The organism is Pedobacter sp. FW305-3-2-15-E-R2A2 (genome assembly GCF_038446955.1).
Lineage (GTDB): Bacteria > Bacteroidota > Bacteroidia > Sphingobacteriales > Sphingobacteriaceae > Pedobacter.
The window spans coordinates 4356031-4368457 of record NZ_CP151803.1 but is presented as its reverse complement, the minus strand read 5'-3'; the positions used below and the strand labels follow the sequence as shown (position 1 = coordinate 4368457).

Here is a 12427-nt window from a genome sequence, read left to right as displayed (position 1 = left end):
ATGATCAATTTCCCATTAGATAATTTAAAACATCAGGATTCCAATAATTTCTTTTTAATGGCTGGGCCATGTGCCATTGAAAGTGAGGAGATGGCACTGCGCATTGCGGAGAAAATCGTTACCATCACTGATAAACTGAATATCCCTTATATTTTTAAAGGCTCTTACCGTAAAGCGAACCGCTCAAAAGGTGGCTCATTTACCGGAATAGGAGATGAAAAAGCATTGAAGATTCTCGAGAAAGTTGGTAAAACTTTTAACGTGCCAACGGTGACTGATATCCATGAAAGTGGCGAAGCAGCAATGGCAGCAGCTTATGTGGATGTCCTGCAGATCCCTGCATTTCTTTGTCGCCAGACAGATTTGCTAATCGCAGCAGCGCATACCGGCAAAGTGGTGAACGTAAAGAAAGGTCAGTTTTTATCTGCCGGATCGATGAAATTCGCGGTAGAAAAGATCGTAGAATCCGGAAATAACAGGGTCATTTTAACGGATCGCGGAAATACTTTCGGCTATCAGGACCTGATTGTAGATTATCGTGGATTACCGGAAATGCGGGCCTTCGGAGTTCCGGTAGTGATGGATTGTACGCATTCTCTGCAACAGCCGAACCAAAGTTCTGGTGTAACAGGAGGAAAACCTGAACTGATTGAAACCATTGCCAAGGCGGCAATTGCTGTTGGTGCTGACGGGCTTTTTATAGAAACACATCCTGATCCTGCAAATGCAAAATCAGATGGTGCAAATATGTTACATCTGGATTTACTGGAAGATTTACTGGTAAAACTGGTAAGATTAAGAAAAGCGGTTATTTAACCGCTTTTCTTATATCAACTAAATCTTGGTAATGAGGAAGGAAGTTCTTCTGTTCCTTTTACGTTTTTCTTCTGTTTCATTTCCTGCTATGGGCTTGCTCTCTCCATAACCTTTATAGGTTAAGCGCTCCGGATCGATCTTGCTTTCAATGAGGTGATCATAAACAGCTTTTGCGCGATTCACTGATAATTTCTCGTTCTGCAGGTCATTACCTATGTTATCAGTATGCCCCTGAACTTCAATATGGATATTCAGGTTATTTTTTAACAGGTCTTTTAAGGTTGCCAGTTCCGTTACTGATGAAGGTAACAGGGTGTATTCATTGGTGTTAAAAAAGATGTTTTTCAGAATCATATCTGTGCCAACTTTTAAGCGATCCAGGTCAATCTCAAGAAGAAATGGTTTATTTCCATTGGCGGCGGTCAGCTGATAATTTTCAGAGTAGAAAAGGTAACCATCTGCGCTGACGTTAAATGCATAATCAGCGCCTATCGGCATTACCGCAAGAAATTCTCCGTTTTCCTTAGAAGTATAGTCATTGTAGGCTGTCTTTTTATTGCCCAGGTTTACCACCTGAACCCTTGCTTCCAGAAATTTCCGGGTCTCTTTATCTCGAACAATGCCTTTTACATACGTTATGGCCATCGGTTTTTTGTCGTCCGGTAGTTTAAACTGATAAATGTCCATGTCGCCATATCCATCTTTTAAGTTAGAGGAGAAAAAGGCTTCCGTTCCGTCCGGACTCACAATTAACCCACTCTCTTCGCTAAAGCTATTGATCGGATAGCCCATGTTCAGGGGATTACTCCAATGACCGGTACTGTCCAATCTGCTCATAAATATGTCTTTGTTCCCCATTCCGGGCCATCCGTCTGATGAAAAGTATAATGTTTTTCCATCTGCATGAAGGAAAGGCGTATTTTCGTCGTATGGGGTGTTGATTTCCGGACCAAGGTTAACAGGAGCTGACCATTCGCCTTCCTCATTCAGCAAGGTCTTCCAGATGTCATAACCGCCGATACCTCCGGGTCTGTTGCTGACAAAGTACAAGGTATTTCCATCGGGGCTGATGGCTGGCTGTGATTCCCAGTAAATGGAGTTTACAGGTGCACCAAGGTTAAAAGGTTGTCCCCAGTTATTTCCTTCTTTATGGCTGACGTAGAGGTCACATCTTCCTAATCCATTTGGTCTGTTGCAACCGGTAAAAAAGAGGTATTGCCCGTCAGGAGAAATGGATTGTGCACCTTCATTAAATTGTGAGGTATTGATGTTGCTACTCAAAGAAACAGGGCTACTCCATTCTTTATTGCGTTTTTTGGAAATGAAAAAGTCTTCATTGCCTGCTATGTTTCTGCTGAAAATTAAGGTCTCATTATCCGCAGTAATGGCAGGAAAATAATCCCGGTGTTCGGAGTTGATTTGCGGACCAAGGTTAACAGGTTCATATTTTTGAGGCGTTTTTAAAGCCAGAATCGAAAATTCACAGTCCTTTTTGTATTTTTTTGCCTTTGCAAGGAAGTCCTTGTCGCTGCCGGTATATTTGTCGATAAAAAGGGTTATATTTTTTAGCGCATTGTGATAATCACCGGTATTGAGATGTGATTCCGCCAATCCATAATAGATCCGGGCATCTGATCCGGCACCTAAAGCAAGAGCTTTGTTATAGTACTGTTTGGCTTCGTCAAAAGATTTAATCCTTCTGTTCAGTTCGGCGAGCTGAACAATGGCAACCTGGAAATTTGGGTCTGCGGTTGCCGCATCTTTTAAAGAAGCAATTGCACTTTCGTAATTGTTGTTGTTCAAGTATACCTGAGCCTTATCAAAATCAGCCATCGCTTTTTTGACAGAGGAGGTTTGAGCGCTAACACCAAGAATTACAAAGACTAAAAAAGCCGCAATAGATATTTTTTTCAAAACGCTACTGTTTATGAATAATATTAAATGTAGCGAAAAATCTGAAGATATAATTAAGGGATATTTAAATATTTATGAGTTTGTAAGGAGATTTCCCATTTAGGGTTCGCCATTACATAATCAATAATCAGTGGAGTCATCTCTTTTGATTTAGACCATTCCGGTTGTAAATACAACTTACAGGTATCAGAAACACTTTCTGCGTATTTCTCTGCCCATTCAAAATCACTCTTATTGAAGACAATCACTTTCAGCTCATTGGCAAAAGGAGTGATGTCCGGACGGGGTGCTTTAAATTTCTTTGGAGAAAGACAAATCCAGTCCCATGTACCCGAAAGTGGATAGGCACCGGAGGTTTCTATAAAGGTCAGGATATTTCTTTCTTTTAGCTTTTGGGTCAGGTAATCCAGGTTGTAGATCAATGGCTCACCACCAGTAATCACTACTGCTTTCCCTGGAAAACTATCTGCTTTAATGACAATATCATCCGATAGGGTTAGTGGATGTAACTCTGCATCCCAGCTTTCTTTAACATCACACCAGTGACAACCGACGTCGCAACCCCCCAAACGAATAAAATAAGCCGCTTTTCCTGTGTTAAATCCTTCGCCCTGAATGGTGTAAAATTCTTCCATTAAAGGAAGTAATGTGCCGTCTGCTGGTATTTGATGTGCCATATAAAGTCTGCAAAGGTAAAGAAAATATCGGCGGGAAATGAGATTATATGTATATTGAAAACGTTTATATGACCAATCTATGAAAAAGAAGGGAATCCGGAGATGCTGAAATGGTATAAAATAGAAGGCACATTCCCCGAGCAGGATTTTGTACAGCAAATCAAGGTGAACGGGAAAAAGTTATGTATGCTTAGGCATCAGCATCAGCTTCATGTGGTTCAGAATACCTGTCCGCATGCAGGAGGAATTCTGAGTGGGGGGCGTTGTAAAGATGGTTATCTGATCTGCCCGATCCATCGGTATGAGTATAATCTGGAAACAGGAAGAGGGGCAGAGGGCCAAGGTGATTATATCGATACTTATCCGGTGGAAGTGCGGGAAGATGGGATATATGTGGGGTTAAAAGAAAGCTGGATAAAGAAACTATTTGGGTAAGTATGCAGGATTTTAAAATAAGATTTCCGTCTGGTTACCAGGTAAATGATATTTTTAATGATAATTTAGACCTAAATGTGATCTTCCCCGATAACCGTGTCTTTTTTGGAACGTCTTTTACGGTTTATAATATTCAACATTTGATGGAAAAGGGCCCAGACAATTACTTTTGGGCTGTTGATATGTTCATTGTAAAAGATTTAGAGAAGATGACCATAAGGAAGGCTATTCAAGACGCAATTAATGATGAATATTTTGACTTAATTTTTTCAAGAATAGGTTCTTTAAGTACGGTTTACGGTAAATATGCACAGTATGATATTATAGTTGATGAATGTACTTAGTGTATATCCACTTTTACCTGAGAAAAATGATGGTCCTGATCATATCTAAATTATGTCGATGAAAAAGTACTGGTTTGAATTTGGCATTAGTGAGAATTTGTTCCCTTTTGGAATAAGAATGGGGTGTGGATTGACAGCATATGATTATAATGATGCGTTAAGTTTGCTTAACAATAAAGTGTTTAAGGATAGGCCATTGCCGGAAATCATAAATGCAATTGAAAATATCGATGTGTCGACGTTAGATTCTGGGCATGTTTTGTCAAATATGCTATCGCCTGATAAAAGAGGTGTTTGGTTTCCTATTGGTTATGATTTGTAACAAGAGCAATTATAAGCTAACTATTCTGATAAAGCTTGTTAAGCTCCTTCTAATTGGTGTTTTTCTTATACTTGAGTTTATAGAGATTGAAATGTTATCTAACGACAGATTAAGTTATAGAGAAAGCCATATTTTATTAATGCCACTTATTGTCTTCCTAATTTTGTATCGCAGTAAACTGACAGACCTATTATTGTTTCTGATTTGCGTATACGGTATCTATGTTTTTTTTGATTCAACAGATAAAAGTTACGTAACATCCATGGATATCACGGGTAACTTGCAATTGCACTCTTTTTATGGAAGTTTAGGAGGAATCAGTCGTAGAATAATTATCATATATCCTCTTTTCTTTTATCTGGGGACATTGATCGCCTTGAGTACTGCATACTGTAGGGGGAGATTGAGAGCTGCTCACCTAAATCTGGTTTTGATTTTTTGTTGCCTCGTCATCGCAGGTTGTCAATCACAAGAAAAAACTGCGGCAATAGCTTTCCCGGAACAGGATGAAATTTTTAAGATATGGTTAAGAGATACATTAGATGTCATAAAAAAACATCCTGATAGGATCGGAGGGGGCTTGGTTAAATCGGAAGTTAAAATTGCCGAAGACTCTTTGCTTTTTGATGAGATCAAAACTTATGAATTTAATGCCGGAACAGAAACTGGAAATAAAGAAATATTGAATGTTATTGCACTGTTAAAAGATTATGATGAAGTCCCAAAAGTTGATTATCAACTCTCCTTTGTGGTACAGACTTCTTTTTCCCCATCAATGGTACCGCAATTGAAATCTGATTACCTCTTCGAATTACAAAATATTATCGTTCGAACAGTTGAAACGATCAGCGAATATGATTATATCAGAGGAAGATTATCCGGGAAAAAGGTGAGTCCAGGGAGGAAAGATTCAAATCAAAAAGAAGGTACTTATGATTTTCTTTGGCAAGGACGTAAGTTAGTAAAACGTAAAAAATAAAAGCAAAAGTGATTAAGACAAAGATTAGTGGAAGTTCAGCCGTTGGGAGCCAATTGTTTCTTATTTTTAGTTTATTGCCATTACTGATATTTTTTTCGTATTTAATACTTGATGTATTGACATTTACTAGCCTGGGTGTTCTGGCAGTTATTCTTGCTATTGCATCTTTTATCTTTATACGTGCCTTTTCTTATTACGACGTTTATAGCATTGGAAATGAGCTGGTTTTTAAGAACCTTTTTTTTAAGGCAAAGAAGTCCAGGGCCGAGGTAAAGGAGGTCGATAGGTGGTTGTCGAGATCTTCATTTTATGTATGTTTTAATGATGGTTCTACATTTTACTTCCGATCCTCAATATCAGATGGTTTTAGGGATTCTGATCAGTTAATTAAGGAAATAAAAGAAAAAATTATGACTCCGGAACAATAAAAAAGAGGGTTGACTTTTAAATCAACCCTCTTTTTTATATATAGAGATATCAAGATATCCTTATGGATAGATTTCCTTTTTTGCTGAAGCCAATGTGTTCTTTAACAAACCTACAATCGTCATCAGACCTACACCTCCGGGAACCGGAGTAATCCATGAAGCTTTTGGTGCTACATTTTCAAAATCAACATCACCATACAATTTATAACCTGATTTCGTTTCTGTTGAAGTCTCTCTGTTGATGCCTACGTCAATAATGATTGCACCAGGTTTTACCATATCAGCAGTTACAAAATTCTTTTTGCCGATTGCAGCAACAATAATATCTGCCTGTAAAGCCAGTTCTTTCAAATTCGCTGTTTTACTATGGGTAAGTGTTACCGTACAGTTCCCTGGGTTTGCATTTCTGGCCATCAGGATACTCATTGGGCTTCCTACAATATTACTTCTGCCAACTACCACACAATGTTTCCCTGTGGTATCAATCTGATAAGCCTGAAGCATTAACAGAATCCCATAAGGGGTTGCAGGAATAAAACAAGGAAGGTTTCTCATCATACGACCCAGATTTACCGGGTGAAAACCATCTACATCTTTACGATAATCGATCGTTTCCGTTACTTTTTCCGGATCGATGTGTTTAGGAAGGGGAAGTTGAACGATTAAGCCATCTACATCAGCATCCTGATTAATTTCCTCGATCTTCTGTAATAATTCTGCTTCAGTAACAGTGACATCATATCTGATCAGGGAAGATTGGAAACCTACCTTTTCACAGTTTTTCATTTTACTGGCGACATATGTTTCGCTGCCACCATCATTACCAACCAATATCGCTATCAAGTGAGGTTTTCTGCCACTCTCTGCTAAAAAAGCCGCTGCTTCTGCTGCGATTTCCTGTTTTATTTTCTCTGATGCGAATTTTCCGTCCAGTAACTGCATGTAATCCTAATGTTGTTTATGTTTAGGCAATGCCAGGCATTGCCCTAAAAATTAATCTAATTTAAGTACGGCCATGAAAGCGGTTTGTGGAATTTCCACATTACCTACCTGACGCATCCGTTTTTTACCTTTCTTTTGTTTCTCCAAAAGTTTACGCTTACGGGAGATATCACCACCATAACATTTGGCCGTTACATCTTTACGTAAAGCCCTTACGGTCTCACGGGCAATAATTTTTGCACCGATAGAAGCCTGAATCACAATCTCAAATTGTTGTCTCGGAATCAATTCCCTCAATTTCTCACAGATTCTTTTTCCAAAATCATAGGAATTGCTACGGTGAATTAAGGACGATAACGCATCCACATGCTCTCCATTCAATAGAATGTCCAGACGTACCAGGTCAGATTGCTTATAGCCAATCTGGTGGTAATCGAAAGAAGCATATCCTTTGGAGATGGTTTTCAGCTTATCGTAGAAATCGAAAACGATCTCACCCATAGGCATTTCAAATATCAGTTCAACACGGTCTGAAGTCAGGTACGACTGATTCACAATAGTCCCTCTTTTCTGAATACAAAGCGACATTACCGGACCAACAAATTCAGCTTTGGTAATGATGTTTGCTTTGATGAAAGGCTCTTCCACGAAATCCAGTTTACTTGGATCAGGAAGGTCTGAAGGGTTGTTTACGATGACTTCAATGCCTTTACTGGTATGGGCGACATAAGATACGTTGGGAACAGTCGTAATTACCGTCATATCAAATTCGCGTTCCAGACGCTCCTGGATGATCTCCATGTGCAGCATTCCAAGGAACCCGCAACGGAATCCGAAACCTAAAGCTGCAGAGCTTTCCGGTTCAAATACAATCGAAGCATCGTTCAGCTGTAATTTATGCATCGCCTCACGAAGTTCTTCAAACTCATCTGTATCTACAGGATAGATTCCCGCAAATACCATTGGTTTTACCTCTTCAAATCCTTGAATGGAATCTAATGAAGGCCTGGCAACGTTAGTGATCGTATCTCCAACCTTAACCTCACGCGCTTCTTTAATTCCTGATATGATATAACCTACGTCCCCGGTTTTCACCACGTCCTTAGGTAACATGTTTAATTTTAGTACACCCACCTCATCAGCAAGATATTCTTTACCGGTATTGATGAACTTTACTTTATCCCCTTTTCTGATTTCACCATTCACTACTTTGTAGTAAGCAATAATTCCTCTGAAAGAGTTGAATACAGAGTCAAAGATTAAGGCCTGTAATGGCGCTTCCGGTTCTCCAACAGGAGCAGGTACGCGGTCTATAATCGCCTGAAGGATGTCCATTACCCCCAATCCGGTTTTTCCGGATGCAGGAATGATCTCTTCGCGTTTACAACCAATCAGGTCAATGATCTGATCTTTTACCTCTTCAGGCATTGCGCCTGGTAAATCCATTTTGTTCAGGATCGGAATGATCTCCAGGTCATGCTCTAAAGCAAGATATAAGTTGGAAATCGTTTGTGCCTGAATCCCTTGTGAAGCATCAACGATCAACAATGCACCTTCACAGGCCGCGATTGAACGGGAAACTTCATAAGAAAAATCTACGTGTCCGGGGGTATCAATCAGGTTTAATACATATTCCTGTCCGTCTACGGTGTAGTTCATCTGAATGGCGTGGCTTTTTATCGTGATGCCGCGTTCACGCTCCAAATCCATATTATCCAGCAATTGAGCCTGAGACTCACGTTGGGTAATGGTTTTAGTATATTCCAATAAACGGTCAGCCAGGGTGCTCTTACCGTGGTCAATATGTGCAATTATGCAAAAATTACGTATGTGCTTCATCAGTGGCGCAAATATAGGATTTTGAGTCGATTAATTTATCGTAATTTCATCAAAGAAAGAATGGGCCAGCTCACCTGAACCATCATGCCAGTCGCCAAGAATGCCATAAGCCTTGACTACCACCTTAATATATCTGCATTCTATGCCTGCTTTGGCACTAAACTCCTGAATTTGCTGACGTTCATCTTTTGGATCAACCGTTGATTTTACCTTGCCGATTTCTACAAAATGAATGTTGTCCGAAGAGCCATAAAAACTCACTTCCGAAGGAATAATGATCCAGGCATTGGTATCTTGCAATGCGCCAATGCTTACGGTGTTCACTTTCTTCTTCAAACCAAGGTCTACAACAGCCTCAATTTCCGGACTTCTGAAGCCTTGCCAGATGTCTCCGATTTTGTAATTGGCCGTTCCCCGGATTCCATCAATCAGCGCATTGTTTCCACCGCCGGTAAAAGTAGGATTAATCGCAGTTTTAACCTGTATGGTATAATGTTGATCTGCCGTTTGGTAGGAAGCTTCTACAGGAAAACTGTTTACATAGCCAGCTTTATAGGCAATGGCTTTAATCTGACTGCTTTTGTCGATCTCAAAGGGCTGAGTATAACGAAGGGAAGCTGCAGAAGGCGTGCTGCCGTCGGTGGTATAATAGATCTCTGCGTCCTTTAACGAATTACTGATGCTGATGCTTTGTTTTCCTTTGAAAATAGCAGAGGGGCCATTAATCGATGGGTTAGGGGTAATGAGTTGCCCACTGATCTTCATCACCGGCTTCTCCAGACTGTTTAAATAATCCATATCCGGTTTAGCCGAATGCGCAAAATCAAGTGTTCCTCCATTGGCAAGATCGTTGTAATTCAGAAACAGTTTACCATAAGGTTTTCCGTTTAATTTCAGTCCGGAAGTATAATAGCGGTCCTGATTAAGGGAAGGCGCATTCACGACGATCTTTTTCCCGTTTTCCAGGTGTACCGTTAGTTTCTTAAACCATGGACTGCCGATATTGTAAATGTTGTTGCCGGGAGAGACCGGATACCAGCCCATCGCACTCATCACCAGCCAGGCACTCATCTGACCACAGTCTTCATTTCCGGATAAGCCATCAGGCTGATCATGGTATTGTTCCCTGTAAATTCTTTGCAGATAATGTGCCGTCTTTTCCGGATGCCTGGTATAATTGAACAAATAAGACATATGGTGACTCGGTTCATTTCCATGGGCATATTGCCCGATTAAACCTGCGATATCATCCTGAGCCCTGCCTGTCAATCCTTTTTTTGTAGTAAATAGCTCATTCAGCTTTTCCTGATAGGCCGGTTCTCCGCCCATAAATTCCATATGGGTATTGACGTCCTGCTGGGTGCTGAAGGAATAATGCCAGGAATTGCCTTCCGTGTAATTGCTGTTGACTTCTGTAGGTTCAAAAGGTTTGTAGAAACCTCCGTTTTGCCGGGCACGGATAAAACCGGTTTCCGGATCATAGAGGTTTTTCCAGTATTGTGCCCTGCGGCTGTACAATTCCTGGTCTTCCTTTTTGCCCAGCATGCGGGCGAATTCCGAAATGCACCAGTCGTCATAAGCATATTCTACTGTTTTGGACGCAGATTCTTCTTCCTTATCGGAAGGAACAGCGCCTTGAGCAACGTAAAGGTCTATTCCGAACTGTTTCCTGTTTACAGAAACTTTCATCGCTTCCAGGGCTTTTTCCGTATCAAAATCGCGGATTCCCTTTGCATAGGCATCTACAATCACTGGAATGGAGTGGTTTCCAATCATACAAAAGGTCTCATTCGAAGCCAGTTCCCATATGGGCAACAGCTTTCCCTGGTCGTACATAGCCAGAAAGGTTTTAATGAAATCCAGTGTTCTTTTTCTGTCGATCAGTGTGAGGAGTGGATGTTCTGTGCGGTGGGTATCCCATAAAGAGAAAACAGTAAAGTATTCAAAACCGACTGCACGGTGAACCTTCTTGTCCAGACCCAGGTATTGTCCATCCACATCCATAAATAAATTGGGATTGAGGAAACTATGGTACAATGCGGTATAATAAGTACGGAGTTGTTTCTGATCGGTACTCTCTGCTTCAATTTTAGAAAGCTCGGTATTCCAAATCGTTTTAGCCTTCGCTACGGTGCCTTTGAAATCATAACCTTTTAACTCTGCATCCAGGTTTTTTAAGGCACCTTCCGCACTGACTGCCGAGATGGCCACTTTAGAAAGCACATTTTCAGCAGCCTTGGTGTCAAACTGGATAAATAGCTTGATGTTTTTACCGGATGCCTTTTTCAGCCCTTTCTGTACGACATCATCAACAGCAATGCCATAAGATTTAAAAGGCTTGCTAAACTTAGCATAGAAATAAACAGGCTGGTCTTTAGCCCAGGCTCTGGACCTTCTGAACCCGCGGATTTCAGTTGGGCTGACCACTTCAATCCAGGAATCCAATACGCGGTCCCGGTGTTTTAAATCGATGATGATATTCGATTGCTTTGAAGCAGGAAAGGTATATTGGTGTAAAGCAACTCTTCTGGTGCTCGTCAGTGCTACATTGATGCCATATTTGTCGAGTTTAGTGGCATAATAACCTACGCTTGCTTTCTCATTTTTCTTTTGAAAAGGAGAGGCATAAGCAGTATTCTGGAACTCCGGTTGTCCTACCGTGGGCATGAACAAAACATCGCCATAGTCAGGAATCCCTACGCCACTTAAATGGGTATGAGAGAAACCATAAACGACACTGTCGGTATCGTGGTAACCGGAGCAGCCATCCCATCCGGTTAAACGGGTGTCAGGACCCGGTTGAATCATGCCAAAAGGCATAGAAGGGCCTGGATAAGTATGTCCATGGCCACCTGTCCCGATAAATGGATTTACATATTGCGTATAATCTTTTTTAGTCTGGGCAGTGCTGATGGAAAAGAACAGGGCCACAACTAAGGTTGTGCTGGTCAGTTTTTGTATCATTATTATCGATAATTATAACGTTATTTATTGCTGTTGGCCAATTCAATCAGCTTTTTTACGGTCGCTGCATCCGTCAGGTCATAGCTGAACTCATCTACGGAAGTCCCCATACTCAATCCTGGATTTCTGAATTTCATATCGCTCTTTACGGCATGTTTTGCTGAAGCATGGAACTCTTTTGCTCCCGTAATCCGGATGATCTCTGCAATGTTTTCGGTTTTGACACCTGCTCCCGGCATAATGCTGATCCTTCCGGCAGCCTGGGTGATTAAACCTTTTAGCTTTTCTGCACCCAAAAGCGCAGAAGCTGCAGCTCCTGAAGTTAATACCCTTTCGCAGCCCAGTTCAATGAGCTCCTCTAGCGCTTTTTCCAGGTCATTACACATGTCAAAAGCCCGGTGAAAAGTGACCTTCATCGGCCTTGCCAGTGCAATCAGTTCTGCGCATCTTTCCTTATCAATGCTGCCATCTGCTTTTAGAATCCCGATGACCACACCATCACAATTTAATGATTTACAGATTTTAACATCTTCCTTCATGAGGCGAAACTCCAGGTCAGAATATAGAAAATCCCCACCTCTGGGGCGGATAATCGGATAAACAAGGATGTGCAACAGCTCTTTTGCCAGCTTAATTTGTGCATAACTGGGAGTAGTCCCACCTTCTGGTAAATTATCACAAAATTCTACCCTCACAGCGCCACCTTCCTGAGCCGCAAGGGCAGAGGTAAGCGAGTTGGCGCAAACTTCCATTTGAATCATTTTATA

The 12427-nt window shown here is 41.0% G+C and carries 11 protein-coding genes; 5 read left to right on the top strand and 6 right to left on the bottom strand.

What is annotated here, in order from left to right:
* A complete protein-coding gene (gene kdsA, locus AAFF35_RS17530) occupies positions 1 to 816 on the top strand; it encodes a 3-deoxy-8-phosphooctulonate synthase (RefSeq protein WP_342327825.1) in 816 nt (271 codons plus the stop codon).
* An 18-nt stretch (positions 817 to 834) separates the two neighbouring features.
* Here kdsA and AAFF35_RS17525 read toward each other — a convergent pair whose 3' ends face one another.
* Both AAFF35_RS17525 and AAFF35_RS17520 read right to left on the bottom strand, forming a co-directional pair.
* Positions 835 to 2730, bottom strand: coding sequence for an OmpA family protein (locus tag AAFF35_RS17525; RefSeq protein WP_342327824.1), 1896 nt, complete (start codon positions 2728 to 2730; stop codon positions 835 to 837).
* Positions 2731 to 2783: 53 nt separating this feature from the next.
* The gene (locus AAFF35_RS17520; RefSeq protein ID WP_124582479.1) at positions 2784 to 3407 is read right to left on the bottom strand and encodes a 7-carboxy-7-deazaguanine synthase QueE; all 624 of its coding nucleotides are present in this window, start codon (positions 3405 to 3407) and stop codon (positions 2784 to 2786) included.
* Positions 3408 to 3509: 102 nt separating this feature from the next.
* On the opposite strand from AAFF35_RS17520, the gene AAFF35_RS17515 reads away from it, so the two are divergent.
* From AAFF35_RS17515 to AAFF35_RS17500, 4 genes are all read left to right on the top strand, one after another.
* Positions 3510 to 3842: a Rieske (2Fe-2S) protein gene (locus AAFF35_RS17515; protein ID WP_342327823.1), complete on the top strand. Its 333-nt coding sequence runs from the start codon at positions 3510 to 3512 to the stop codon at positions 3840 to 3842.
* A 2-nt stretch (positions 3843 to 3844) separates the two neighbouring features.
* Positions 3845 to 4186, top strand: a complete 342-nt coding sequence (locus tag AAFF35_RS17510; protein WP_342327822.1) for a hypothetical protein — start codon at positions 3845 to 3847, stop codon at positions 4184 to 4186.
* A gap of 58 nt (positions 4187 to 4244) precedes the next feature.
* Positions 4245 to 4508, top strand: coding sequence for a hypothetical protein (locus AAFF35_RS17505; RefSeq protein ID WP_342327821.1), 264 nt, complete (start codon positions 4245 to 4247; stop codon positions 4506 to 4508).
* Between the two features lie 91 nt (positions 4509 to 4599).
* Positions 4600 to 5487 carry a hypothetical protein gene (locus tag AAFF35_RS17500; RefSeq protein WP_342327820.1) on the top strand — a complete coding sequence of 296 codons (888 nt, stop codon included), beginning with the start codon at positions 4600 to 4602 and terminating at the stop codon, positions 5485 to 5487.
* Positions 5488 to 5975: 488 nt separating this feature from the next.
* Here AAFF35_RS17500 and AAFF35_RS17495 read toward each other — a convergent pair whose 3' ends face one another.
* From AAFF35_RS17495 to AAFF35_RS17480, 4 genes are read right to left on the bottom strand one after another with little or no spacing between them, the layout of a single operon-like run.
* Positions 5976 to 6857 (bottom strand): tetrahydrofolate dehydrogenase/cyclohydrolase catalytic domain-containing protein, encoded by an 882-nt coding sequence (locus AAFF35_RS17495; RefSeq protein WP_342327819.1) that lies wholly within the window; start codon positions 6855 to 6857, stop codon positions 5976 to 5978.
* Between the two features lie 51 nt (positions 6858 to 6908).
* Entirely contained in the window at positions 6909 to 8696 is a 1788-nt protein-coding gene (gene lepA / locus AAFF35_RS17490) for a translation elongation factor 4 (protein WP_124582475.1), read from the bottom strand.
* Positions 8697 to 8726: 30 nt separating this feature from the next.
* Positions 8727 to 11660, bottom strand: a complete 2934-nt coding sequence (locus AAFF35_RS17485) for a GH92 family glycosyl hydrolase (protein ID WP_342327818.1) — start codon at positions 11658 to 11660, stop codon at positions 8727 to 8729.
* A gap of 20 nt (positions 11661 to 11680) precedes the next feature.
* On the bottom strand, positions 11681 to 12412 hold the full coding sequence (locus AAFF35_RS17480; RefSeq protein WP_342327817.1) for a copper homeostasis protein CutC: 732 nt from the start codon (positions 12410 to 12412) through the stop codon (positions 11681 to 11683).
* Between the last annotated feature and the right edge of the window lie 15 nt (positions 12413 to 12427).